Raw genomic sequence first — 25,432 nt, 5'->3', positions numbered from 1 at the left:
TTAGGTGGGGTTCAGGAGGTTTCAAATTCTTCCACAGGAACCAGTTCGGTGGGCGTCACCGGCAGCCGGCGTGTTTCCTTGAAGGTGCTCAGCACGATGCTGGTAACCGTGCCGTGCACCCCGGGCCACGACTGAATGCGGGAGAGGAGGCGTTCGAGCGTGGTCGTGTTGCGCGTGCGGACTTTCAGGATGTGCGAGCCTTCGCCCGTGATGGAATGGACCTCCAGCACTTCGTCCAGCGCACAGGCGCGGCGGATGAACTCCGGATAGTACTCGGAGCCGTCCACGATTACCCGGATGAAGGCCGTGATGTCGAAGTGCAGGCGTTTGTGGTCCAGCACGGCATGGTAGCCGGTGATGACCCCGCGTTCTTCAAGCTTGCGCATGCGCTCGCTGACCGAGGGAACCGACAGGCCCACCTCTTCGGCGATGCGGTTGCGCTTCATGCGTCCATGCTCTTGGAGCAGTTCCAGAATCCGGACGTCGATCTCATCGATGCGTTCTACCGCGCTCATGGTTCAATCTGTCAGGTTGATGGTTAATTTAGTGAAATAAGTTTGGTAAGTGGGCTGCTTGTCTTAAAAAATTATGTTGAATGAAAGGGGTTCCAGGGAAATCCGGAGAAAAGATAAGATCTTTGAAGAAGCTCGAGATGCGGTGCTTAAAAAATTAGAAGGGGTGGTTCTTGGGATCCTGAAGGCGGGCAATGCGGTTGCTTTGCGCTGAAAGTCGGGCCCGTAGCTCAGCGGTTAGAGCAGCGGACTCATAATCCGACGGTCGCAGGTTCGAATCCTGCCGGGCCCACCAGAACAGAAAAAGGCCCTCGGCAGGGCCTTTTTCTGTTAAGCTGACTGTTGTTTCAGGATTTGGCCGTTTCCTGGAGTTTCTTGAGCGTTTCGTACACCTCGCGATCGTGGCGGGCCGGATCGACCTTCTCGAAAATGTGGGCAATGCGGCCTTCCGGATCGATCAGAAACGTGACGCGCTTCGCGTACAGCCCGCCCATGCCCAGCACGCCATAGGCCTTCGCGATCTTCTTGTCGTGGTCGCTGATCAGGTCGAAGGGTAGCTTGTACTCGGCCTTGAAGCGCTCCTGGGTTTCCAGATCGTCGAGGCTCACGCCCAGAATGACGACACCCAGCGACTGGATCTTGTCGTAGGCGTCGCGCAACGTGCAGGCCTCCGTCGTGCAGCCCGGCGTGAACGACTTGGGATAGAAGTAAAGCACCACCCAGTGGCCGCGCAGGTCGCTCAGGCGAATCGTCTTGCCACCGGTGGCCTGGGCCTCGAAGTCGGGAGCCGGATCGCCCACCCTGGGCATGTCGTCTTTGCCGAAACCGAAAAGCAGCAGCATGCTCAGCAGTACCGGAATCATGGTGGTAGGGAATGGTGGTTGCCGGGGAACGCTTTTCAGAAAAGCGCTTGTGCAGCGAGAGTTTCCGTTGTGCAAGCAAAAAAAACAGGGGCACGGCGATGCCATACCCCTGCAGGAACGATTGTTTACGGGATTCAGAACCGATTGACATGGGCTTGCTGGTCCTGCAATACGCGAATCAGTTCGACACGGGCCAGCTGCTCCTGCCGTCGCGTACCGTTGTCATGCAGGTAGGCGATGGCCGTGGGCGTCCCGATGCTGATCAGAGCCGCACAGGCCAGCGTCCGGTTAACTTCGCTGGGGGCCTGGTCATAGGCAGTCATGACCGCCGGCAGCAGGTAGTCCATAGGTAGGTGTTCTCGATAGAAAACCATAAGGTAAATCAGGTTCTCGAGGCCCATGCGTTGAACTTCCATGTCGGCGCTGCCGACGTTGCCACAGCCTGAATGGCCACGCGGTGCCACCAGTCCGGGTCGTTGTCCGCAAAGCGGTCCTGGGCCACGGTTGTTGCAGTTAGCGTGAAGGTGCCGATCAGGAAGATCAGCGCGGGTCCAGATAAGCGTTTCCACATAATACGTCTCCGTTTAGTGAGAAAAATACCGGAGACCCACCGCACAAGCTGGATCTTTCAAGGTCTGCAGGTGGCTACACAAAAGGTTGTACTTTTTGTAGACAGAATTTTTCATTGCCCGTTGAGTTCTTTCAACCAGCGGTCACGGGCCTCCTGCTGTTCCGACTTGGTGGCATGGCCGTGTACGTAGGCGCGGGCTTCGTCGGCGTCGAAGCTGAGCAGCGCGGCCAGGGCCAGAACGCGGCGGTCACCTACCGATTGCTCGTAGAGGCGAACCACGGCGTTGAAGAGCCGGGTCGTCGGCGCCGTATCGTGGCGCCATCGGGCCAGATCGAGGGCCTGTTCAAGTCCCCATCGTTGCAGATGGGCATCCGGTGCGTTGAGGGCCATCAGGACCATGTAGGTCTGGCAGGGCGTCTCTGTGGTGTCGTTGGGCGTCGGGGCCGGATCGGCACGCGCGGTGGTCGGGAGGCCGACCAGCAGCCAGGCGGCCAGTAGTAGATAAAGTTTGCTCATGGGGTGTCTCTTTTTGGTCATATTGGTCAATGGATAAGCAAAGCCTACGGGAGCCTGCTACGTAAGTTGCCGGAAGTGTGTGAATACGCCACGTGGTCAAGCGGAAAGGCGCTACAAGCGTTAAATTAAGCGGTGTAAAAGCAAGACGGGATCGTGGCCGATCTGAATATCCTGTCCACCGAGGTGCGCTACCTGGCCGGCGTGGGACCCCGTCGGGCCGAAGCGCTGGCCCGTGTGGGCGTGCGCACCGTCCGGGATCTACTGCATTACTTCCCGCGGCGCTATCTGGACCGCACGACAATCGTGCCGCTTCGGCGGCTGGACGAGCGCATGGGGTCCGTGACGGTGGTCGGAACCGTGCGCGTGGCGGGTGTGGTGGAGGGCAAAGGCCGCAAACGGTTCGAGCTGATCCTGGAGGACGAGAGCGGCGGCCGCCTGAAGTGCGTCTGGTTCAACCGCCTGAACTGGGTGGCGAAGGCCTTCAAGCCGGGCGATCGGGTGGCCTTTCATGGTAAGGTGCAGCGCTTCGGCTACACGTTCTCGATGACGCATCCGGACTTCGATCGGCTCGACGGCGAGGGGGCCGCGCTGGCCACCGGCCGCATCATCGCTCTGTATCCAGGCGGTGCCGCGCTGGAAAAAGTCGGGCTCACCAGCCGCACGTTCCGACGCATCCTGTACACGTTCTTCAAGCAGCACGGGCTGAAGCTTCCGGAGATCCTTCCCGAATGGATCCGCACGCGCTACGGGCTGATGGACGGTCGCGTGGCGCTTCGGGCCGTGCACTTCCCGCGGAGCCAGGCGGAGCTGGCCCAGGCCCGTGAGCGGCTCAAGTTCGAGGAGCTGTTCTTCATCCAGCTCATGCTGGCACGCACGAAGCAGATCCGCCAGGCCGTGGCCGGACCCCGCTTCGGACCGCCCGGCGAGCGGTTTCATTGCTTCCTGAATGAAATCCTTCCCTTCGAGCTGACAAACGCCCAGAAGCGGGCTCTGGAGGACATCATCCGCGACACCACCTCGGGCCTGCAGATGAACCGGCTCATCCAGGGCGACGTGGGGAGCGGCAAGACCGTGGTCGCCATGGCGGCCATCCTGCACGCGGTGGACAACGGCTACCAGAGCGCCTTCATGGTGCCCACCGAAATCCTGGCCGAGCAGCACTACGCGAACATGCGCCGCTACCTGGAGCCGCTGGGCGTCGAGGTGCGGCTGCTGCTGGGCGGGCAACGCAAGTCGCTTCGTGAAGAAATTCTGGCCGATCTGGCCGAAGGTCGGGCGCACGTGGCCGTGGGCACGCACGCGGTGATTCAGGAGACCGTGCAGTTCCATCGGCTGGGACTGGCCATCGTGGACGAGCAGCACCGCTTCGGCGTGGTGCAGCGGGCCGAGCTGTTCAACAAGGGCGAGAACCCGCACATGCTGCTCATGACGGCCACGCCGATCCCGCGTTCGCTGGCCATGACGCTCTACGGCGACCTGGACGTGTCGATCATCGACGAGCGGCCGGCCGGACGCAAACCCGTCATCACATGGATCCGCTCCGAAAAACGCCGGGGCGAGGTGTACGCCTTTCTCCGCGAACAACTCCGCCAGGGACGTCAGGCCTATGTGGTCTATCCGCTCGTCGAGGAGAGCGAAAAAATGGACCTCCAGGACGCCGAGAACGGCTACCGACGGCTCAAGGAGCTGTTTCGGCCCTACCGCGTGGACCTGATCCATGGCCGCATGCTGCCCTACGAGAAGGAGGAGGCCATGGAGCGGTTCAAAAACGGTGAGACCGACATCCTGGTGGCCACAACGGTGATCGAGGTGGGGGTCGATGTGCCAAACGCAACGGTGATGATCATCGAGCACGCCGAGCGGTTCGGGCTGAGCCAGCTGCACCAGCTCCGGGGACGGGTCGGGCGCGGGGCCGAGCAGAGCTACTGCATCCTGATGGTGGACCACCGGCGCACGGCCGAAGCCGAAGAACGTCTCCGGGTGATGGCCGAGACGGACGACGGCTTCAAGATCAGCGAGATGGATCTGAAGCTACGCGGGGCGGGCGACTTTTTCGGCACGCGCCAGAGCGGACTGCCGGATCTGAAGATCGCCGACATCACCCAGGACCAGCCGATCCTGATCAAAGCGCGTGAGGCCGCCTTCGAGCTGATCCGTCGCGACCCCAGCCTTGAGGCGCCCGAGCACGCCATGCTCCGCGCCTACTACGACCGCTTCTACGCCACGCGCTCGCTGGGTTTTGCGCGGGTGGGTTGAAGCTACGGCGTTGGTGTGACCTGCAGGGTAACCTGTTGGGGATGGGTGACCCGTCGGGAAGCGTTCAGCAGCTCCAGGGCCACCAGATTGCCGGCTGCATCAAAGTCCAGGATGACGCCCGGTGCGGCTTCGTCGCTTTCGGCCACGGTCGCTTCGGTGAAAACGATCGTCAGCGTGTCGGTCTGGCGGTCGTAGATGATGTTCATGGTATCATTTCCAGTATTTTTTTTTCACCTTACTGGTCCAGTACGCTGTCACAACAACTGGCGGTTTTTGATCCACATCAACAAAAACTCTGAGCAAACAAATAGGTCCGTGGAGGCTCCCCACGAACAAACCTTGTCTGATAGACCATACGAAACGGGCGTACCGGGATCACCTGTTCAGGGGCGGTAAGCACTCGGGCAATCTCTGTCTTAGAGATGCCGCGCCGCTCCATTTCAAGGCGAGCATGCTCCGACAGTTGAAACTCGGTGATTGGTCCAGGGAAGGAGAATTCCATTTCCGAAAAGATTTGCTCAATCCGACCGGATGCGCATGAGGCCTTCCTGGACGACGGCGGCCACGAGCGTGCCGTCGCGTCGGAAGAACAGGCCGCGGTTCAGTCCCCGGGCGTGGGCCGCCACCGGGCTTTCCATGGCGAACAGCAGCCATTCGTCGGCGCGGAACGGCCGGTAGAACCACATGGCATGATCCAGGCTGGCGGCCTGCACGTGCGGTTGCAGGAACGACAGGCCGTGCGGCAGCATGGCCGTGCCCATGAGCCCGAAATCCGACGCGTAGGCGAGCACGCTCTGATGCAGTGCAAGGTCTTTGTCGGGAAGCCGGCCGGCCGCGCGGATCCAGGCATGGCGCCGCGGTGGACGCTTTTCGGGAAACAGCAGGTTGACGGGCTCGACCGGACGGATCTCGATGGGGCGTTCGTGCAGCAGAAACGGCCGGAGCACTTCGGGCACCTGCTCGGCGAGCCGGCGCCGCAGCTCGGCTTCGGAGATCAACTCTTCCGGCGGGGGCACCTCGGGCATGGGATCCTGGTGTTCCACGCCGGGCTCTTCGATCTGAAACGAAGCGGACAGGTTGAAAATCGGGCGGCCGTGCTGAATGGCCGTCACGCGGCGCGTGGTGAAGCTCCGTCCGTCGCGCAGCCGCTCGACCAGATAGACGATGGGGGCGTTCGGGTCGCCGGGCAGGATGAAATAGGCGTGGAGCGAATGCGCCCGGCGTTCGGGCGGTACCGTGTAGGCGGCCGCCCGCAGGGCCTGGCCGAGCACCTGACCCCCGAACACGGTGGGGCTCCCGATGTCGCGGCTCGGTCCGCGGAAGATGTTCTCTTCGATGCGTTCCAGATTCAGCAGGTGCAGCAGGTGATCGACCGGTTCGCTCATGGCAGGCAAAGCACTTCAGTGGACGTAACTGCCGGCGTTCACGTCGATCGTGCAGCCGGTGGCGTGGTCGGCCAGTCCGCTGGCCAGTAGCACCACGATGGGCGCCAGATCTTCGGGCTCGGTCAGCCGCTCCAGCGCAATGTCGCCCAGGGCAATTTCGGGGCCGTAGCGGTCGATGAAGTCCTGCGCCATGTCGGTGCGCGTGAAGCCAGGGGCCACCACGAAGGCGCGGATGCCGGCGCGGCCCAGCTTCGGGCTTCGGGCGATCGAGCGCGTCAGCGCCACCAGACCGCCTTTGGAGGCGGCGTAGGCCATGTATTCGGGCGTGTCGCCCCGGAAGGCTGCCCGCGAGGCGATGTTGATAATGCGGCCGCCGCCCTGCTTCAGAAACTGCTGAATGGCCAGGCGGCAGAGCAGCTCCGGCGCTCGGAGGTTGACGGCCATCGTGCGCTCCCAGGCGTCCTGCCAGGTCTCGACGGACGCGTCCAGTTCAGCCCCGATCGCCACGCCGGCATTGTTGACGAGCACGTCCAGGCGGCCGTAGGCGGCCAGCACGTCGTCGAACAGGCGATGGCAGGCGGCCACGTCGGCCAGATCGGCCCCGAAGGCACGGGCGCCGTGGCCCAGGCGGGCGGCCAGCGCTTCGGCCGCCTCGCGGTTTCGGTGGTAGTGCACGGCCACCGTCGCGCCGGCCTGCGCCAGCCCCTCGGCCAGTGCCCGGCCGATACCCCGGCTGGCGCCCGTCACGAGCGCCACGCGCCCGCTCAGATCGATCTCCAGCGCCATGATCGGTCACGTTTCGGGTTGCGTGTCGGCGCAATCTACAAGCGCGCGGGCTTTTTCTCCAGCCGTCGGTGTCGTACTTTTCTGAAAAGTGAAGGCAACCATGGCCCGGCGATTCCTGCTGGTCGGACTGCTGCTGATCGGGCTCGGCGGGTGCAATCCGTTCGCGCCCGCGCTGGAGGAGGGCGATCCGTTCGCCGTGCTCATGGGCGATCCACGCACGATCGAAGGCTTTTTCCAGAATTTCAAAGCCGCCTACGAGTTGCGTGACATCAGCCTGTACGAGCCGTTGATCGACTCGGCCTTCGTGTTCGTCTTCTACGACTACGATGCGCAGGTCGAGCGCCAGTGGGGGTTTTCGCAGGAGCTGGAGGCCACGCGGCGACTGTTTCTGGCCACCAGTGCCATTCAACTGCAGTGGAATCAGGTGCTGCTGCAGGAAGTCTTCGACAACGGCCGGCAGGCCCGCGTAGTGCGCTCGTTCAATCTGCTGGTCACGCTGGAACAGGGGAGCCTGTTTCGGAGCAGCGGCAACGTCAACTTTCTGCTGGTGCGCCCCGATACGCTCTCGCCCTGGCGACTGCGCCGCTGGCGCGACGAAAGCGAACTGTAGCTACCGGTAACCGAAACGGGCTTTTCCGTCTGATACAATTTCCGGCTATCGGGGACAGCTCCTTCCTCAGGCCGAAAACACTGCGGTATGCCCTTATCAGGCAAATGACAGCATTTTCGCCAGACCGCTGTGTCTTCCCCTACGCGGCCCATGGGATATTGTGCCATCATGCAATGCATGCCCATGGTCAAAGACGGGCAAAAGGGGACCGACAAAATGAGGGTCGGCACTGCGCCGGAAGCGCACAAAACAAAAGGCCCCGCCACTTTTCCGGCGGGGCCCTTCGTGAATGCGTTTGGTGCCGGGTTCGATCAGAACGCCAGCGTCAGATCGAGGAAAAGCACGCGGCCGGGCTCCGGAATGCGCTGGCCGGTGAAGGGATTTTTCGCGTTCAGATGGTCGGCGTAGGCCACGTCGGTCAGGTTCTGCACGCCGAACTGAAGCCGTCCCTGCCGGAGCACCCGGAGGCCTGCCTTCAGGTCCAGCGTGGTGTAGCCGTCGGTGGGTACTTCGCCGCGGCTGGTGGCCACGCGATCCTGGCGGGCTACCCGGTGCAGGGTGGCCTCGGCGAAGAAGCGGGCGGACGGCTCGTAGCGCAGGCCGATGTCCACGCGAGGGGGTGCCACGCCAAAGGCGGGCTCGTCGCGCGTCTCGTCCTGCCCCCACAGGTAGCTGCCCGTGGTGGTGAGCGTCAGCGCGTAGGGTAGCCGCACGGCCAGCGTGGCCTCGCCGCCGTAGAAGGTAGCCGTGCCGTTCACGTAGCGAAAGACGGTGGGCGGGCTCAGCGGCAACCGTTTGGGCAGGTCGGTAGGCTCGATGGTGATGTAGTGGTCGAGACGGCGGGCAAACAGATTCAGCGACAGGCTCCAGCCCGGATGGGCGGTTTCCAGCCAGAGGTCGGCCTGCGTACTGCGCTCGGGCCGGAGCGCCGGGTTGCCGACGAATTCGGCGCTCATCTGGGCCTTGCTCGACGGCAGCCGGTCCGAGTAGCGCTCGGTGGCGTCGGCCGTGCGTACGGCCGAGCCCACGCCGACGGCCACGCTCCAGCGCGGATGGGGCAGCCAGTTCACCGTCAGCGCCCCGCTCAGGTTGGCCTCGCGGGCCGTCAGGTCGGTGGAGACGTTTTCGAGGAAGAAAGCACTGGCCGTGTCGGCGCGCGCATCCACCAGGTCGAGCCGGGCCGTGGCAGCCACCTGCCAGCGGGCGGCCGGGCTGTGGGCCAGGCGGGCGAACAGACCGACGTCCGTGATGCGTGCTTTCGGCCAGACCAGGTCCTCGAAAAGCAGCATGCCCGTGTCGCGCCGGCGAATCCATCGCATGGCGTTTCGATAGGTGTGGTAGCCATCGGCGCCGATTTCCAGTTCGTCGGCAAAGCCGGGCGCCAGGCTGAGCGCCAGCCGCCCGCCGACGACGTCGATCCCCGAATTGATCTGCACGTCGAGGGCGAAGGGCGGCATGCGATCGGGGTTGGGTTCGGCCGTCGGCTTGCCGTCGTTGTCCATGCCGTGATCGACGGCGTTGTAATAAGCCTGTACGTCCAACCCGCGCACGGGGCCCTCGGAGAACGTGCGCTGAAAGCTGGCCGAGAGCGTGTAGGCGTCGAAGTAGTCGGCGTTCAGGATAAGGCCGGGGTAGTCCAGATCGCGCTGGGCCTGGTAGCCGGCGGCTACGACGAACCGGACGTCGGGCCGTGGCAGGTAGCCGAGCTTCACCCGCACCTCGCGCGAGCGGAAGTCGGCCGGAACCGTCGAGCCGTCGCCGGCCCGGTAGTCGGCGCCCTGCCGCCAGGCCGTTTGCGCCAGCAGGCCGAAGGCGCCCTGTCGGTAGCCGAGCTGCAGCCCGTTTTCGAAGGCGTTCAGGTTCGTGTCGTAACCGGCGTGCAGGCGCCCCTGCATGCGTCCGGGCGCGAGCGTGCGGAGGCCGCGCGTCTCGACGCGGATGGCGCTCAGGTTACCGGCACCCCAGGTCAGCGCATAGGGCCCTTTGACCACCTCCATCGACTGGATGACCGTGGGGTCGAAGTGGCTCATGGGCGAGTCCATGCGGGCCGGGCCGGCCGGGAAGAGCCGCGAGCCGTCCAGATAGACGCCCACCTCGGTCTCCCTAAGGCCACGGACGACCGGGTCGAGCCCGAGCGGCCCGCGTCGCACGGCCGCCAGACCCGGAAGCGCCCGGAGCAGCTCGCCGGCATCCCGCGGATTAGCCTCGCGCACGGCAGCCTCCTGAAGCTGCGCCGTGGGCGAGAGGTCCGGCCGCAGGGCCGTCACCTGAATGCCTTCCAGCTCGAAACTGACGGGCCGAAGCAGGATCGGCACAAACACGGTATCGCCCGCCACCAGCTCGACCGGTCGCCGCGTCGTCTCGTATCCGACAAACCGCACCGAGACCGTGTAGCGGCCGGGCGACAGGTGCAGCGTGAACAGACCTGCCGCGTTGGTAACGGTGGCGTGGGCGGTGCTGTCGATCAGCACGTGCGCGCCGGGAAGCGGCGTGCGCGTCTCGGCGTCGAGCACCTGGCCGGTCAACACCGCCTGCGCCCGCGCCGACAGCGAAAGTCCGAAAATCAGAAGCAGCGTAAAGCGAACGTTGCGCATGGTTCATCCTCCAGCGGTTGGTGAAACGGAAGCCTGAAAGAGGGCGTCCCGAGGCCTGCTTCGGCAGCGGCCTCAGGCAAGGGGCTTCCGCCGCGGAGGATGGAAAATGTCGGTGACGGGTCGAAGTGGAGGCGGCGCGGTATCCGACAGCGCCGTCGGCGTCGCAAAGGCCGGTGGGATCATCACCGGCGCCGAGGGCAACGGACCGTACGGCATAGCCGATGGGCTGCTCGGCGTCGCGCTGTCATCGTGGCAGCGTTGCCAGAGGGGCGTGCCCTCGTGTCCATGACAGGTGCAGCGTTGACCCTGGTGCGGACAGGCCATGTGGTGGCAGACCGGGCCGTGCTCGTGGGCGTGCGGCGCCCGTAATGCCGCCCAGGGAAAGACCGGCATCAGGAGCGCCACGCTCAACAGGAGCGCCGGCAGACGGGATGTGGACGACCGCGCCCTCATGGCCGAACAAATTGATACAAAAAGGAGCAAAAAATCTGTTTTGAAGGCAAGCCCACTCCGCTAACTCCCGGTGAAAAGCCCGTGCAACTTCGGTCAACGGCACTTCCGAAGGAGTTGTCTCGTATCACATCCGCGATCATCGAACCTGACCATCGAGACCATGACCGAGCAGGCATTGTCCTACGTCGATACGCATTTTTCGCGCTTTGTCGAAGAATTGAAAGACCTGCTGCGCATTCCGTCGATCAGTACCGATCCGGACTACGCGCCCGAGGTGCGACGGGCGGCCGACTGGCTGGCCGAGCATTTCCAGAAGCTGGGCTTCCCGAAAGTAGAAGTCTTTGAGACCGAGGGCCATCCCATCGTCTATGCCGAGTACACGGTGGACGCGACGCGGCCGACCGTGCTCGTCTACGGTCACTACGACGTGCAGCCGCCCGATCCGCTGGAACTGTGGACCTCGCCGCCCTTCGAGCCGGAGATCCGGGACGGCAACCTCTACGCGCGGGGCGCCTGCGACGACAAAGGCCAGCTTTTCATGCATGTGAAGGCGGCCGAGGCCTACCTGAAGACGGCCGGCACGCTCCCCGTGAACCTGAAATTCCTGCTGGAAGGGGAGGAGGAGTCAGGTTCGGTGCACCTGGCACCTTTCATCGAAGCGCATCGCGAGCTGCTGGCGGCCGACGTCGTGGTCATTTCCGACACGGCCATGTTCGCGCCGGGGGTGCCCTCAATCACCTACGGGCTACGCGGGCTGGCCTACGTGGAGGTGGAACTGACCGGTCCGGCCCGCGACCTGCACTCGGGCGTCTATGGCGGGGCCGTCGAAAATCCGATCAACGTGCTGGCGCGGCTGATCGCCGGGCTCCACGACGAAGACCACCGGATCACGATCCCGGGCTTTTACGACGACGTGCGGCCCCTGACCGAGGAGGAACGGCGTACGTTTCGGGAGCTGCCCTTCGACGAAAAGGCCTGGATGGAGGAAATCGGCGTGTCGGCCGTCCGCACCGAGAAGGGGTACACGATCCTGGAGGCGATCACGGCACGGCCGACGCTGGACGTGAACGGCATCTGGGGCGGCTACCAGGGTAAGGGTGCCAAAACCGTGCTGCCTGCAAAGGCCGGGGCCAAGATCTCCATGCGGCTGGTACCCGATCAGGACCCGGACGACATCGTCGAGAAAACCCGCCGCTACTTCGAACAGAAGACGCCGCCCACCTGCAAGCTACGCTTTACGTCGCTGCACGGCGGCCATCCCGTGCTGGTCGATACGCGCCATCCGGCCATGCAGGCGGCCGCCGAGGCCATGGCCCGCGTGTTCGGACGCCGGCCCTACTTCACCCGCGAGGGCGGCTCCATCCCCGTCGTGGCCGACTTCAAACGGCTGCTGGGGCTCGACAGCGTGCTCATGGGCTTCGGGTTGAATTCGGACGCGATCCATTCGCCCGACGAGCACTTCGGGCTGGACCGCTTCCGACAGGGCATCGAAAGCATCGTGCATTTTCTGGAACGGTACGGTCAGCGGCCAACGTGAAGCGCGTTCGAACAGGGAAACAAAAAATTTCGAGCGCCGGTTTGGACGTTCAGCCTGAAACGATTTGAACGGGAGCTGCTTCGTTGCATGCGATTAATGGTAAGGCACGAGCTCAGATGATTTTCGTCGCGCTGGGTGATACCGAGGCGATCGGGGCCAACTGCTATTTTGTGAAGCTGGACGGGACGGGACTTGTGCTCGACGTGGGGGTCGATCCGAACGAGGAAGGACCCGAGAGCCTGCCGCGCTTCGAGCTGATCCACCGCAACCCGGACTGGTACATCGATCACGCCATCGTCACGCACGCGCATCACGACCACATCGGGGCGTTGCCGGTCCTGCTGCGTGAGTTTCCGCACGTGCTGGTGCACATGACGCGCGTCACGCGCCAGCTTGCCGATCTGCTGCTGCCCGCCTCGGCCCGCCTGCAACGTCGCCGCCTGCAGGAAGGCCGCTCGAGCTACGGTCCGCTTTTCGACGAAAAGCAACTGGAGGGCTACAGCTACCTCTACCTGACGCACGAGCCGGGACAGGACTTCAGTGTGACGGGCCTGCGAGGGCGCTCGCCCGTGCGCGCTCGCTTCTACCATGCCGGCCATGTGCTGGGCGCGGCCGGCGTGTTGCTGACGCACGAAGAAGACGGCCGCCGCCAGCGCATCTTCTACACGAGCGACACGAACATGCGGGCACAGGCCATCATCCCGGGGGGCGACTACCCGGAGGAGCCGGTCGATGTGCTCATTCTGGAATCGACGGCCGGAGCCGATCCCGAGGCCGAACGCACCACGCGCCGCCTGGAGGAAGAACGCTTCGGCGAGGCGGTGCGGCGTGTGCTGGATCGGGGCGGCAGCGTACTGGTGCCGGCCTTTGCGCTCGGGCGTGCCCAGGAAGTGCTGGCCGTGATCGACCGACTCAAGCGGGAAAAGGTATTGCCCGCCGACGTGCCCGTCTATACGGCCGGGACCATGCGGGCCATTGCCGACCTGTATGATCGGACGCGCTTCGTCACACCCCGGCTCGATCCGTCGTTCGAGGTGTTCCGCGTCGAGCAGCGGCGGCTGCCCCGGCGCCTGGAGGCCGTGCGGCAGGCGCTGGCCGAGCCGGCCATCTACGTGCTCAGCAGCGGGATGATGTTCGAACGGTCGCTCTCGAACCGAATGGCGCAACTGCTGGTGGAAGACGAGCGGCACGCGATCTTTCTGGTAGGATTCGCCCGGGAAGACTCGCCGGCCGGGCGACTGCTGGCCGCCGCCGAAGCCGGCGCCGAAGAGATCGTGCTCGACGAGCAACGCGGTCCGCAACCGCTTCGCTGCGAGGTGGCACGCTTCCGCTTCAGCGGCCACAGCCATCGCCGCGACCTGCTGCGGCTGGTCGAGCGCCTGCAGCCCCGCCATGTGATCCTGGTGCACGGCGACGAAGACGCGCGTGAATGGATGGCCGACAACATTCAGTTTTTCTACCCGGACGTAAACGTATGGCTGCCCCGTTCCGGCGAACCGCTGGAGCTATGAGGTAGCCGGTTCGTTGCACTCAGGAAGTTCCGCCTATGGAAACGCTGGTTCGCCCCACCCGCCCCATCCTCTCGACCGAACGCCTGGAAGAATTTGCCGCCCGGCTGCGTCCACGTCTTCGCGGATCGCTCTGCATGGATCCGATGACGCGGGCGCTTTACGCGACCGACGCCAGCATCTATCGGATGGAGCCGGTCGGTGTGCTGCTGCCCGCGCATGCCGACGACGTGCAGGCCGCGCTGGAGCTGGCGCAGGAATTCGGCATTCCGGTGCTGCCGCGCGGCGGCGGTTCGTCGCTGGCCGGCCAGGCCGTCAACGAAGCGCTGGTGATCGACTTCACGCCACGCCTGCACCGCATTCTGGAAATCAATGCGGAAGAACGGTGGGTTCGGGTGGAGCCGGGGTGCCCGCTGGAGCAGCTCAACAAGGCGCTGCAGCCCTATGGCCTGATGGTGGGGCCTGATCCTGCCAGCGGGGGGCGTGCCACCCTGGGCGGCATGCTCGCCAACAATTCGACCGGTGCCCACTCCATTCTGTACGGCAACATGATCCGGCACGTGCACGCGGTCGAGGCACTGCTGGCCGACGGGACGCCCGTGCACTTCGAGCCACTTTCGGCCGACGCCTGGGCCGAGCGCACGCGCCGCGACGGACCCGAAGGCCGGCTCTATCGCGAGCTGGACGCCCTGCTTCGCGAAAAAGGCGACGTCATCGCCCGCGACACGCCGCGCCACTGGCGCCGCAACAGCGGCTACCGACTCGAATACCTGCTGGACCCGGCCGAGCGTAACCTGGCGCAACTGCTCTGCGGAAGCGAGGGCACGCTGGCCGTCGTGACCGAACTGACCGTGAAACTGGTGCCGCGTCCGAAGCGGACGGCGCTGGGCGTGGTCCACTTCCACACGCGCGACGAGGCGCTGCGTGCCGTAACGACCATCCTGGAGACCGAGCCGTCGGCCGTCGAGCTGTTCGACGGCGTGGCCATCGAAGCCACGCGCCACGCGCCGGGCTATGCGCCGCTGCTGGCCACGTTCATTCAGGGAGATCCGGGCGCCGTGCTCATCACCGAATACTTCGGCGAGAGCGAGGCGGAGCTGGTGCATCGCCTGGACGTGCTGGAAGCGACGCTCCGGCGGGCCGGCCAGGGCTATGCCGTGGTGCGGGCCCTTCAGCCCGAGCACATCCGGAACGTCTGGAATGTCCGCAGCGAAGGGGTGGGGCTGGTGATGGGGGTCAAAGGCGACCACAAGCCGATCCCGATCATCGAAGACGCCGCCGTGCCCGTCGAACACCTGGCTGACTACGTGGCCGACCTGGAACGGCTGCTTCAGGAGACGAACACCCGCGCTGTCTTCTACGCGCACGCTTCGGCGGGCTGCCTGCACATCCGCCCCTTCATCAACACGAAGGACGCCCGCGAGGTGGAAAAAATGCGCGACATCGCCGTCGGCTCCATGGAGCTGGTCAAAAAGTACGGCGGTGTGCTTTCGTCCGAGCACGGCGACGGCATCGCGCGGGGCGCGCTCAACGAGGCGTTTCTGGGACCGGAACTCTGCGACGTCTATCGACGGCTCAAGCAGATCTTCGACCCGGACGGTCTGCTCAATCCGGGCCGGGTGATCGACACGCCCCCGCTGACGGAAAACCTGCGCATGGGGCCCACCTATCACACCATCGAACTGATCGAGGAACTGGACTGGTCGGAAGAAGGGGGCTTTGCGCGGGCCGTCGAGCAGTGCAACGGCAACGGCGCCTGCCGTAAGCTGGAAAGCGGCGTCATGTGCCCGAGCTACATGGTCACGCGCGACGAGCGGCACACGACGCGCGGACGGGCCAATGCGCTGCGTTCGGTGATGTCCGGGGCGCTTCCCGTCGAAGAACTGACGGGCGAGGCGCTCTACGAAGTGATGGACCTGTGCGTGCAGTGCAAGGGCTGCAAGACCGAGTGCCCGTCGAACGTGGATATGGCCCGGATCAAGGCGGAGTGGCTGGCCAAGTACTGGGAGGCGAACGGCGTGCCGCTGCGCGTGCGGCTGTTCGCCCACCAGCCCCGGCTGGCCCGGTGGATCGGAGGCGGCTGGAAGGCCCAGCTGGCCAACTTCGGCCTGCGCAACCCGCTCGTGCGCTGGGTGATGGACCGAGCGCTGGGCATCAGCGCCCGGCGGCGTCTGCCGGCTTTTGCCGTCGAGCCGTTCACGCACTGGTTCCGCAGGCAACAGCGCACGCTCGAGGGGCCGACCGTCGTGCTCTTTGCCGACACGTTCAACAACTACCATCATCCCGAAGTCGCCCGGGCGGCCACCGAGTTCTTCTGGAAGCTGGGCCTTCAGGTGGTGGTGCCCGATGAACGGGCCTGCTGCGGCCGGCCGCTCATCTCCAAGGGATTGCTCAGCGAGGCGCAGCAGCAGGTGCTCGACGCCGTCGAACGCCTGCATCCCTACGTCGAGCAGGGCTGGCCGATTGTCGGGCTCGAGCCGAGCTGCATTCTGACGTTTCGTGACGAGCTGCTCGCCCTGCTGCCGGGCGATCCGCGGGCCCGCGCGCTGGCGCGCAGCGTGTTCACCTTCGAGGAGTACGTGGCCCGGCTGGCCGACGAAGGTCGGCTCGACGGGGTGCGCTGGACCGAGACGCCGCGGCGGGTACTGCTGCATGGCCACTGCCACCAGAAGGCGCTGGTCGGGACCCAGGCGGCCGCGCGGGTGCTGTCGCTGCCGGGCTACACGGTCGAAGTGCTCGATACGAGCTGCTGCGGCATGGCCGGCGCTTTCGGGTACGAAAAGGAACACGTGGACATTTCGCTGAAGATGGCCGAGCGGCGGCTGGCGCCAGCCGTGCGGGCGGCCGACGACGGCACGCTCATTGCAGCACCGGGCACTTCGTGCCGCGCGCAGATTCAGGATACGACGGGGCGGCGGGCGCTGCACCCGGCGGAAATCCTGCTCGAGGCGCTGGCCTGAACGCACCGCGTTCGACCCGGAGAAATTTTTCGGCAAGATTTTCTTCGGAAGCGCTTTCGAATTCAACAACTTCCTCCTATATTTTCACTGCACCTACCAAACGAGCCAGAGACAGCCATGCAACTGACCGAAGCACCTGTAGAAGAACGGACCTATTCCTTCTGGGAACAGGTCAACCGCATGTTCGATCGGGCAGCCGCCTACACGAAGCATCCCAAAGGGCTGCTCGATCAGATCAAGGCCTGCAACAGCGTCTACCGGATGGAATTCCCCGTCAAGCGGGACGACGGCTCGATCGAAGTGATTCGCGCCTATCGGGCCGAGCACAGCCACCACAAGCTACCCACGAAAGGAGGCATCCGGTACGCGCCGAACGTCACTGAAGACGAGGTGATGGCGCTGGCCGCCCTGATGACCTACAAGTGTGCCATCGTGGACGTGCCGTTTGGCGGGGCCAAAGGCGGCGTCAAAATCGACCGGCGCCAGTATAGCGAGGCCGAACTGGAGCGGATCACCCGCCGCTACACCTACGAACTGCTCAAAAAGAACTTCATCGGTCCCGGCGTGGATGTGCCCGCGCCGGACTACGGGACCGGCCCCCGCGAGATGGCCTGGATTCTGGATACGTACAATTCGTTCTCTTCCAATCCGCTCGAAGCGCTGGCCTGTGTGACCGGCAAGCCGGTCGGTCAGGGCGGTGTGCGCGGTCGCAAGGAGGCCACCGGTCGCGGCGTGTTCTTCGGCGTGCGGGAGGCCTGCAGCGTGGAAGAGGACATGAAAGCGCTGGGGCTCCAGACGGGCCTGGGCGGCAAAACGGTGGTCGTGCAGGGACTGGGTAACGTGGGCTACCACGCGGCCAAATTCCTGCAGGAAGGCGGGGCCGTGCTGGTGGGCCTGGCCGAAATCGAAGGGGCCATCTACAACCCGGACGGCCTCGACCTGGAAGCCGTCATGGAGCACCGGCGGCGCACCGGCTCGATTCTGAACTTCCCGGGCGCGAAAAACCTGGAGCGTTCTCAGGATGCGCTGGAGCTTCCCTGCGACATCCTTGTGCCGGCCGCGCTGGAAAATCAGATTACGGTGGAAAACGCTCCGCACATCCAGGCCAGGATCATCGCCGAGGCGGCCAACGGACCGGTAACCATCGAGGCCGAGGAGATTCTGCTGAAAAAAGGCGTGCTGATCATTCCGGACGTGTACCTCAATGCCGGGGGCGTGACGGTTTCTTACTTCGAATGGCTACGCAACCTGTACCACGTGCGGTTTGGCCGTCTCAGCAAGCGCTTCGAGGAACGCACCTTCAGTCGCATCCTGGAGGTCATCGAAGACCTGACCGGTAAGAAAGTGCCGGTTGAGCTCGTGCAGGAGGTGGCGCACGGAGCCGACGAGGAAGATCTGGTCAACTCCGGTCTGGAGGAGACCATGATCAATGCCTACCAGGAGATTCTGGCTATCCGGCGCGAGCACGGCGTAGACCTTCGCACGGCTGCCTTCATCGACGCGATCAACAAGGTGGCCCAGTCGTATCTGGAGCTGGGCATTTTCCCGTGATAGGCGATCGGCGAAAAGAAAGCGGGGCGACCGGACAGCCGGTCGCCCCGCTTTTTGTTGCGAAGCAGGTTAGCGAACCGACACCTCGGGCCACATGCGGGCCAGCGGCGTACCGTGCAGCAGCCGGAGCCGGTCCAGCGTGGGCCGGTAGGCCTCCAGCATCCGGGCGGCCGGCGAAGCGGTCAGATTACGCCAGGTCTGCACGGCTTTTGCCTCCAGCTGCTCGGCCAGCCGCTCGGCAAACGTCCGGGGACGCGGCAGCACGCGAATCCGATAGGTGCCCGGCGCCAGGCCGGCTTTTTCGGCGGCAATGGCAATGGCCCGGTCCAGGCCGCCCAGCACGTCCACCAGACCGATCCGGTGGGCCGCCTCGCCGCTCCAGACACGTCCCCCGCCGATGGCATCGACCGAATCGACTGGAAGCCCGCGGGCCTGCGATACCTTTTGCAGAAACGTGCGATAGGTCGCCAGGATGGTCTGCTGCAGGCGTTCCACCTCGTAGGGCTCCGGGGGCACCAGTCCCGAGAACATGTCGGCGTACGGGCTGGTGCGCAGCAGGTCGTAGGTGATCCCGATCTTGTTTTCGAACAGGCCGCCCGCATTGAACAGAATGCCGATCACCCCGATCGAACCCGTGATGGTCAGCGGATCGGCCACGATCGTATCGGCGGCCGTGCTGATCCAGTAGCCGCCGGAGGCGGCCACATCGCCCATCGAGACGATGACGGGCTTTTCTTCGGCCGTGCGCCGGATGGCCTGCCACATGGCTTCCGAGGCGGCCGCCGAGCCGCCCGGCGAGTTGATGCGCAGCACTACGGCCTTCACGCGTTCATTCTGGCGCGCCTCCTCCATTGCGGCGATCAGCGTTTCGCTCCCGAGCATGCGGCCGCCCAGGAAGGGGACCGGCACCGGCTCCTGCTGACTTTTGCCGGGCACGATCGTCCCCACGGCATAGACCACGGCGATTTCGCCTTCGTTACCGGTGGGCAGGCCGGCCTCGCGGTCAGGCACGCGCGCGTACTGGCGAAGCGAGACGCGGCGTAGCTTTTCGTCCGGCCCATAGCCCAGGTGCGTCTTCAGCATGCGCTCGATCTGGCCGGCGTCGCGGAGCCCGTCGAGCAACCCGGCCTGCACGGCCTCCTCGGCGGAAAGCAGCAGCTGCTCGGTCGCCAGCCGGTTCACGTCCTCCACCGAAAGCCCGCGGGCCTCGGCCACCGTCTCCAGGAAGCGCCGGTTGTAGGCGTCGAGCAGCGCCTGCAATTGCAGGCGGTTTTCTTCGGAGAGATGTTCACGCACGAACGGTTCCCCGGCACTCTTGAAGGCACCGGCCCGCACCACCCGGGCTTCGACCTCCAGCTTGTCGAGCAGGCGCTTGTAGAATTCGGCCGTCAGATAGAAGCCGTTGAATTCGAAGAACGACTCCGGTCCGGCAAACACGCTGTCGGCCGCGCTGGCCAGGAAATAGGTGGCCTCATCCATGCCGAAGTCCTCGCACGAGGCGATAAGCAGCTTGCCGCTGGACCTGAACTCGACGAGCGCCGCGCGGACTTCTTCCAGCGAGGCCCAGGAGAGTTGCGGGTTCTGCAGACGAAGCCAGACGGCTTCGATGCGCCGGTCGGCCGCTGCTTTCTTCAGGGCGTGTGTCAGGTCGTGCAGGCCGTAGGGGGGCTCCTCCAGTAGCAGGCGGCTGAGCGGATCGGGCGAGACGACTTCCGGAATGGGACCGCTCAGGCGCACGACCAGCACCGAGCCCGAGCGAATGGACGGCGGCTGTTCGACGGCCGTCGCCAGCCCCATCAGAAACAGAAACAGAAAGAGAAAAATCAGCCCGATGGCGATCAGCGTGCCGAGAATGCTGGCCAGCAGCGAGGAAAGAAACCGCATGGCAGACTTCAAGCCGTTGGTAGAAAAATATTGTCTGAAAGATACGATGCCGGTTGCTACGAAAGGGCGGCGGGTAAAGTTACGGGATTGGTGGAAGTGTCTGAAGCCGAAAACCACATGGGAAACCGCCTTTGTGGCAAGGCGGTTGGAATTACGGCCATTTACGTCGGATAGCGGTCAACTTCCGTGGAAAACAACATGCGAGGATCGGTGCGGCTTGGACAGGTGCGGCGGCGGAAGCCACCTTATCGGGTGGTGCGGAAGGATAATCCGGCCGCGCCGCTGAACGAGCGGGAGCGGCAGATTCTCCGGCTGGTGGTCGAGAGCTTTATCGACACGGCCGGTCCGGTGGGCTCGCACTTTCTGGCCCGGCGGTATCCGATCGGCCTGAGCCCGGCCTCCATTCGCAACACGATGAGCGATCTGGAGGAGATGGGCTACCTGGACCATCCCTACACGTCGGCCGGTCGGGTGCCCACGGACCTGGGCTACCGGACCTTCGTCGATGCGTTGATGGACGTACCCGAGCTGGCTCCGGACGAACGCCGGTTGCTTCAGCAGAAGGTGCGGGAGATCGGCAACGATCCGGAGGAGCTGTGGCGGGAGAGCACGCGCCTGCTCGGCCAGCTTTCCCGGCTGCTGGGCGTGGTGCTGACGCCCCGGCTCTCGACCGGCGTGCTGGAGCGGCTCGAAGTGGTGCCGCTTTCGTCCACCCGGGCCATGTTTGTGCTCAGCGTGCGGGGCGGCCTGGTGCGTACGATCCTCGTGGAACTGACTTCGGAGCTGAGCCGGCGTGATCTGGAGCTGGTGGTGGCCCTCCTGAATGAACGCCTGGCCGGCCTCACGCTGGCCGCGATCCGACAGAGTTGCCATCAGCGTCTGCGTGATCTGGAAGATCGGACCGGGCTGGTACAGCTGGTACTGGACGAAGCGCCTACGCTTTTCAGCGAACCCAGTGAAGGACGCGTACGCTTCGGCGGCACCCAGTACATTATGGGCCAGCCGGAATTTCAGCGGCCGGAAGAGCTCCGCAACCTCTTTCTGCTGCTGGAAGACGAGGAGGAACTGGTACGGCTGCTGGAGGGAACCGACACTTCCGATGACGTTGAAGTAGGCCGCGCCCAGGTGTCGATCGGACGTGAAAATCAGGACGAAAAGGTGGAAAGATTCTCGATCGTCACGGCACGCTATCGCCTGGGCGATGCTGTGGGAACCATCGGAGTGATCGGGCCTACCCGTATGGACTACCGGCGCGTGCTGGCGCTGGTGCAGGAGATGGCCCGGCTCCTCAGCCGTCCGATCGATGAAACCGTGAACTGAATCCGTGGGGAGCGAAACGAAGCGACGACGACCATGGCGGAGGAAATGAAAACCACACCGAACGCGGAACAGGTAAACGAAACGGAAAACGTGCCGACGCCCGAAGCGGAAGCTACCGCTTCGGAGACGCCGGCCGAGGAGGAAAACGATCTGGTAGCCCGTATTGAACAACTGGAGGCCGAACTGGCGCAGGTGCAGGACAAGTTCCTGCGCACGGCGGCCGAATTGCAGAACTATCGCCGGCGCGTCGAGCAGGAAAAGCGGCAACTGCTGGAAATGGGCAAAGCGCTGGCGATTCGCCCGCTGCTGGAGGTACTGGACGATCTGGAGCGCTCGCTGGAGGCGGCGCGCCAGGCCGAGGCGCAGGATCCGGGCGCTGCCTATCACAAGCTGCGTGAAGGCGTCGAACTGGTCCATCAGAAATTTCTCACCGAGCTGGCCCGCCTGGGGGTGGAGCCCATCGAAGCGGTGGGTCAGCCCTTCGATCCTGCGCTGCACGAAGCCATGATGCAGCAGCCGGCACCGGAGGGCGTGACGCCCGGTACGGTCTTGCAGGAAGTGCAGAAAGGCTACCGGATGGGCGAACGCGTGCTCCGGCACAGCCGGGTTGTTGTGGCGGCTCCGCCCGACGGAAACAGCCAGGCCTGAACGGAAGGCCCTGATCTATGCGTGACTACTACGAGGTGCTCGGGGTGGACCGCAACGCCACCCAGGAAGAAATCAAGCGAGCTTATCGCAAACTGGCGCTCCAGTACCACCCCGACCGCAATCCCGGCGACAAAGAGGCGGAGGCGCGCTTTAAAGAGATCGCCGAAGCCTACGAGGTCCTTTCGGATCCCGAGAAACGGCGGCGCTACGACCGCTACGGCCATGCCGGTGTGCGAGGCAACGGCATGCCGGAAGGTGGACCTTTTGAGGACCTGAACGACATCTTCAGCGCCTTCCACGACATTTTCGGCGCCTCGGGCTCCGTTTTCGAGGAGGTGTTCGGCGGGGGGCGTCGCCGCACCCGCCGGGAAGCGCACGGCCGCGCCGGCGGCGACGTCCACGTCAAGGTGCAGCTAACGCTGGAGGAGATCGCCGAGGGCACGGAAAAAGAAGTTACCGTCCGCAAATACGTGCCCTGCGCCACCTGCGACGGCACCGGTGCCGAAGGCGGGACGGCCGGCTATACGACCTGCCCCACCTGTCGAGGAGCAGGCGAGCTGCGGCAGGTGTCGCGCTCCATTTTCGGCCAGTTCATCAACATCCAGACGTGCCCGCACTGCGGCGGGGCCGGACGCATTCTGCGCAACCGGTGTCCGGACTGCGGCGGGAGCGGCCGCCGCATGAGCGAGGAGACGATCCGGGTGACGATCCCGCCCGGCGCGCTCGAAGGCCACTACCTGACCATCCGGGGAGCCGGTCATGCAGGCGTCAAAGGCGGACCGCCCGGTGACCTGATTGTCGAGATCGAAGAGCTCCCGCATGAACACTTCGTGCGGGAAGGGCTGGACATCTACTACGACCTGGTCATCTCCTTCCCGGACGCCGCGCTGGGCACGGAGGTCGAAGTGCCCACCCTGCGGGGCCGGGCCCGGCTGCAGATCGATCCGGGCATTCAGTCCGGAAAAATTCTGCGCATGCGCGGCCGCGGCCTTCCGGAGTTGAACGGGCCGGGGCGGGGCGACCAGTTCGTCCGCGTTCATGTGTGGACGCCCACGGAGCTGACCGACGAAGAACGGCAGATTCTGGAACGCCTCCGGCACTCGCCATCCTTCCGGCCTCGCCTTGAAGAAGGGCGCCGCTCCTTCTTCAGTCGCTTCAAGGATGCCTTCCGTTGATGCCTCACGTGACCGCACCAGCTCTCGGAGAAGCCCTGCGACAGGTGATGCGGCGGGTGCCGTCGCCCGTGACCGTGGTCACGGCGGCCGCTCGCGGTGAAATGCGGGGCATTACGATCGGCTCGTTTACCAGCGTTTCGCTGAATCCGCCACTCATTTCGTTCAATGTGGCGCGGCAGGCACGTATGCACCCCCTGTTGCTTGAAGCCCGTCATTTTGCCGTGCACATTCTGGGGACCGAGCAGGTGGCGCTCGGCCAGCGCTTTGCCGAGCCCGGTCTGAGCGGTGCGGAGCAGTTCGAAGGGCTGGCTTACCGGTTGCACCCCGAGGGCACTCCGGTGCTGGAAGGCGTGCTGGCCGTGCTGCATTGCCGCCCGTACCGTACGCTGGAGGCCGGCGACCACACGATTTTTGTCGGTGAGGTTATCGAAATTGAGACGCTTACCGATGGCCCCCCGCTGCTTTACTACAACCGGGCCTACCGGGCCGTCGGCAAGGAGCTGGCCTCTGGGGAAGCACTCAACAGCGCCGCGCCGAACAGCGCGAAGTCGTAGCGCACCGGATCGTCCGGACAGAAGCGGCGACAGACGGCCGTCAGCTCCTGCACCGCTTTCCAGTCGTTGGTTTTACGCCGGAGCAGTCCCCAGGCCCGCGCCTGGCGTCCGACGTGCACGTCCAACGGCAGCACCAGTTGTGCCGGACGTACCGCGCGCCACAGCCCCAGATCGACCGGCCCGGGCCGCACCATCCAGCGAAAGTAAAGCGCCAGCCGTTTGCAGGCGCTACCCGTGGAAGGGCAGGGCAGGTGCTTGCGCAGGCGGGGGGGAGTGCCCGGCAGCCCGCAGAGCGCCCGGCTCAACGCCTCGATGGCCGGACCGATGTCGGGTGCGTCGGCCGGCAGGTGCGCGGCCACGAAGTGTTCGATCGTGTCGTAGCGGGTCAGCAGGGCCTGCAGGTTGCGCGTCAGCCACAGGGCATCTTCCGGCTGAAAGGTGCGATGTCGAAACGTGCGCAGCCGCTCCGCATCGCGCTCGGGGTCGAAAAAACGCACGAAGCGGTAGGGCCGGTAGTCCATGCGCGCGCACAGTTCTTCCAGCTTTTGCAGGATGATCGACCGACGCCCCCAGGCCAGCAACGCGGCGTACAGCCCGATCACCTCCTGATCGCGCGCGTCGTCAAAGGCGTGCGGAATGGCGATCGGATCGGTGGCGATGAAGTCCGGCTGCTCGTAGTGCGCAACCAATGCGTCCAGCATCTGGCGATCGACGGTCATACGCTGGGGGGCAATTCGGGCAACTGGTGCAGTTCGGCAAAGAGCGTGGCGGCGCGGCGCAGATCGACGTTGCCGCCGCTGAGGATCAGTCCGACCCGCCGACCCGCGACGGCCACCCGGTTTTCGAGCAGGGCGGCCAGCGGCAGCGCTCCGGTGGGCTCGACCACCAGCTTGAGCCGCTCCCAGAGCACGTACATGGCCTGCAGGATGGCCGTTTCCGAGACGGTCACCATGTCGTCCACATATTGCCGCACCAGCGGGAAGGTGACCTCACCCAGCGAGGGTGTGCGGGCGCCGTCGGCGATGGTGTCCGGGTTGTGCACGCGGTGCAGGCGGCCGGTGCGGAACGAGCGCGTGGCATCGTCGGCCCGCTCGGGCTCGACGCCGATCACGCGGCACCGGGGCGCCAGCGCCCGAACGCTGAGCGCCGAGCCCGAAAGCAGACCGCCGCCCCCACAGGGCACCAGCAGCACGTCGAGCGACTTTACTTCTTCCAGCAGCTCCCGGGCCGCCGTGCCCTGTCCGGCCACGATCTGCGGATGGTCGTAGGGCGGAATGATCGTCAGCCCGCGTTCGGCAGCCAGTCGCCGCCCCAGTTCTTCACGCGTGATCTGCTCCGGATCGTACAGCACAATCTCGGCGCCGTAGCCGGCCGTGGCCGCCCGCTTGACTTCCGGGGCATTCTGCGGCATGACCACCGTCACCCGCACACCGAGCAGGCGTCCGGCCAGCGCCAGCGCCTGGGCGTGGTTGCCCGAGGAGTAGGTGAGCACACCCCGACGGCGTTCGGCCTCCGGAAGCGTGGCCAATGCATTGTAGGCACCGCGGAATTTGAAAGAGCCGGCGCGCTGAAAATGCTCGCACTTGAAAAACAGCGTGGCTCCTGTCAGGCGATCGAGCGTGCGGCTGCGCATGACCGGCGTGCGGTGGGCGACACCTTCCAGGCGCCGGGCCGCCGCCTCGACATCGGCATAGGTGGGTAGCAGGGTTATCATAAAGATTTATGTTAGAAAGCGCTTTTGTCTAAAAA

At 64.8% G+C, this 25,432-nt stretch carries 23 protein-coding genes and 1 tRNA gene; 11 read left to right on the top strand and 13 right to left on the bottom strand.

Annotated features, from left to right (window positions below):
• Positions 1-11: 11 nt before the first annotated feature.
• A complete protein-coding gene (locus GYH26_RS11615) occupies positions 12-515 on the bottom strand; it encodes an Lrp/AsnC family transcriptional regulator (RefSeq protein WP_054682669.1) in 504 nt (167 codons plus the stop codon).
• 216 nt (positions 516-731) lie between these two features.
• Here GYH26_RS11615 and GYH26_RS11610 point away from each other — a divergent pair.
• Positions 732-807, top strand: a tRNA-Ile gene (locus GYH26_RS11610).
• Between the two features lie 52 nt (positions 808-859).
• Here the strand turns inward: GYH26_RS11610 and GYH26_RS11605 are convergent.
• The 4 genes from GYH26_RS11605 to GYH26_RS11595 all read right to left on the bottom strand — a co-directional run bounded on the left by GYH26_RS11605 (position 860) and on the right by GYH26_RS11595 (position 2,462).
• Positions 860-1,375, bottom strand: coding sequence for a peroxiredoxin (locus tag GYH26_RS11605; protein WP_161541790.1), 516 nt, complete (start codon positions 1,373-1,375; stop codon positions 860-862).
• Between the two features lie 134 nt (positions 1,376-1,509).
• Complete coding sequence (locus GYH26_RS15260) at positions 1,510-1,698, bottom strand: hypothetical protein (RefSeq protein WP_242006404.1); 189 nt, start codon at positions 1,696-1,698, stop codon at positions 1,510-1,512.
• Between the two features lie 59 nt (positions 1,699-1,757).
• The gene (locus GYH26_RS15255) at positions 1,758-1,946 is read right to left on the bottom strand and encodes a hypothetical protein (protein ID WP_242006403.1); all 189 of its coding nucleotides are present in this window, start codon (positions 1,944-1,946) and stop codon (positions 1,758-1,760) included.
• A 111-nt stretch (positions 1,947-2,057) separates the two neighbouring features.
• Complete coding sequence (locus GYH26_RS11595) at positions 2,058-2,462, bottom strand: hypothetical protein (protein WP_161541789.1); 405 nt, start codon at positions 2,460-2,462, stop codon at positions 2,058-2,060.
• Between the two features lie 153 nt (positions 2,463-2,615).
• On the opposite strand from GYH26_RS11595, the gene recG reads away from it, so the two are divergent.
• On the top strand, positions 2,616-4,718 hold the full coding sequence (gene recG, locus GYH26_RS11590; protein WP_161541788.1) for an ATP-dependent DNA helicase RecG: 2,103 nt from the start codon (positions 2,616-2,618) through the stop codon (positions 4,716-4,718).
• Between the two features lie 2 nt (positions 4,719-4,720).
• On the opposite strand, the gene GYH26_RS11585 is transcribed toward recG, so the two are convergent.
• From GYH26_RS11585 to GYH26_RS11570, 4 genes are all read right to left on the bottom strand, one after another.
• Positions 4,721-4,924 carry a DUF2283 domain-containing protein gene (locus GYH26_RS11585; RefSeq protein ID WP_161541787.1) on the bottom strand — a complete coding sequence of 68 codons (204 nt, stop codon included), beginning with the start codon at positions 4,922-4,924 and terminating at the stop codon, positions 4,721-4,723.
• 77 nt (positions 4,925-5,001) lie between these two features.
• On the bottom strand, positions 5,002-5,157 hold the full coding sequence (locus GYH26_RS15740) for a hypothetical protein (protein WP_081472065.1): 156 nt from the start codon (positions 5,155-5,157) through the stop codon (positions 5,002-5,004).
• Between the two features lie 79 nt (positions 5,158-5,236).
• A complete protein-coding gene (tesB, locus tag GYH26_RS11575; protein ID WP_161541785.1) occupies positions 5,237-6,103 on the bottom strand; it encodes an acyl-CoA thioesterase II in 867 nt (288 codons plus the stop codon).
• 15 nt (positions 6,104-6,118) lie between these two features.
• On the bottom strand, positions 6,119-6,889 hold the full coding sequence (locus GYH26_RS11570; protein ID WP_161541784.1) for an SDR family NAD(P)-dependent oxidoreductase: 771 nt from the start codon (positions 6,887-6,889) through the stop codon (positions 6,119-6,121).
• A 100-nt stretch (positions 6,890-6,989) separates the two neighbouring features.
• On the opposite strand from GYH26_RS11570, the gene GYH26_RS11565 reads away from it, so the two are divergent.
• Complete coding sequence (locus GYH26_RS11565; RefSeq protein ID WP_012844625.1) at positions 6,990-7,499, top strand: hypothetical protein; 510 nt, start codon at positions 6,990-6,992, stop codon at positions 7,497-7,499.
• Positions 7,500-7,810: 311 nt separating this feature from the next.
• Here the strand turns inward: GYH26_RS11565 and GYH26_RS11560 are convergent, their stop codons facing one another.
• Positions 7,811-10,093, bottom strand: a complete 2,283-nt coding sequence (locus GYH26_RS11560) for a TonB-dependent receptor (protein ID WP_161541783.1) — start codon at positions 10,091-10,093, stop codon at positions 7,811-7,813.
• A 613-nt stretch (positions 10,094-10,706) separates the two neighbouring features.
• On the opposite strand from GYH26_RS11560, the gene GYH26_RS11555 reads away from it, so the two are divergent.
• The 4 genes from GYH26_RS11555 (at position 10,707) to GYH26_RS11540 (ending at position 18,102) form a co-directional block, all read left to right on the top strand.
• Positions 10,707-12,083 carry a dipeptidase gene (locus tag GYH26_RS11555; RefSeq protein ID WP_161541782.1) on the top strand — a complete coding sequence of 459 codons (1,377 nt, stop codon included), beginning with the start codon at positions 10,707-10,709 and terminating at the stop codon, positions 12,081-12,083.
• Positions 12,084-12,199: 116 nt separating this feature from the next.
• On the top strand, positions 12,200-13,594 hold the full coding sequence (locus tag GYH26_RS11550; protein ID WP_161541781.1) for an MBL fold metallo-hydrolase: 1,395 nt from the start codon (positions 12,200-12,202) through the stop codon (positions 13,592-13,594).
• Between the two features lie 35 nt (positions 13,595-13,629).
• Positions 13,630-16,551, top strand: coding sequence for an FAD-binding and (Fe-S)-binding domain-containing protein (locus GYH26_RS11545; RefSeq protein WP_161541780.1), 2,922 nt, complete (start codon positions 13,630-13,632; stop codon positions 16,549-16,551).
• A gap of 117 nt (positions 16,552-16,668) precedes the next feature.
• A complete protein-coding gene (locus tag GYH26_RS11540; protein WP_161541779.1) occupies positions 16,669-18,102 on the top strand; it encodes a Glu/Leu/Phe/Val family dehydrogenase in 1,434 nt (477 codons plus the stop codon).
• 69 nt (positions 18,103-18,171) lie between these two features.
• Here the strand turns inward: GYH26_RS11540 and sppA are convergent, their stop codons facing one another.
• On the bottom strand, positions 18,172-19,986 hold the full coding sequence (gene sppA / locus GYH26_RS11535; protein WP_161541778.1) for a signal peptide peptidase SppA: 1,815 nt from the start codon (positions 19,984-19,986) through the stop codon (positions 18,172-18,174).
• Positions 19,987-20,196: 210 nt separating this feature from the next.
• Here sppA and hrcA point away from each other — a divergent pair, with 210 nt between their 5' ends.
• Genes hrcA through GYH26_RS11515 form a run of 4 tightly spaced genes read left to right on the top strand, consistent with a single transcriptional unit; the run spans position 20,197 to position 23,683 of the window.
• Entirely contained in the window at positions 20,197-21,306 is a 1,110-nt protein-coding gene (gene hrcA, locus GYH26_RS11530; RefSeq protein WP_242006401.1) for a heat-inducible transcriptional repressor HrcA, read from the top strand.
• Between the two features lie 33 nt (positions 21,307-21,339).
• Entirely contained in the window at positions 21,340-21,954 is a 615-nt protein-coding gene (locus tag GYH26_RS11525) for a nucleotide exchange factor GrpE (protein WP_161541776.1), read from the top strand.
• A gap of 17 nt (positions 21,955-21,971) precedes the next feature.
• Entirely contained in the window at positions 21,972-23,129 is a 1,158-nt protein-coding gene (dnaJ, locus tag GYH26_RS11520; protein WP_161541775.1) for a molecular chaperone DnaJ, read from the top strand.
• Positions 23,129-23,683, top strand: coding sequence for a flavin reductase family protein (locus tag GYH26_RS11515; protein ID WP_161541774.1), 555 nt, complete (start codon positions 23,129-23,131; stop codon positions 23,681-23,683). The genes dnaJ and GYH26_RS11515 overlap by 1 nt, the downstream gene beginning before the upstream one ends.
• Here the strand turns inward: GYH26_RS11515 and GYH26_RS11510 are convergent.
• Positions 23,608-24,402, bottom strand: a complete 795-nt coding sequence (locus tag GYH26_RS11510) for a TIGR02757 family protein (protein WP_161541773.1) — start codon at positions 24,400-24,402, stop codon at positions 23,608-23,610. The two genes, GYH26_RS11515 and GYH26_RS11510, sit on opposite strands and share 76 nt — an antisense overlap.
• Positions 24,399-25,397 (bottom strand): threo-3-hydroxy-L-aspartate ammonia-lyase, encoded by a 999-nt coding sequence (locus tag GYH26_RS11505; RefSeq protein ID WP_161541772.1) that lies wholly within the window; start codon positions 25,395-25,397, stop codon positions 24,399-24,401. The genes GYH26_RS11510 and GYH26_RS11505 overlap by 4 nt, the downstream gene beginning before the upstream one ends.
• Positions 25,398-25,432: the final 35 nt, after the last annotated feature.

Origin of the sequence: Rhodothermus marinus, from assembly GCF_009936275.1 — a bacterium.
Classification (GTDB): Bacteria; Bacteroidota; Rhodothermia; order Rhodothermales; family Rhodothermaceae; genus Rhodothermus; species Rhodothermus marinus_A.
The sequence above is the reverse complement of the archived record's forward strand: the minus strand, read 5'-3'. Positions and strand labels throughout refer to the sequence as shown.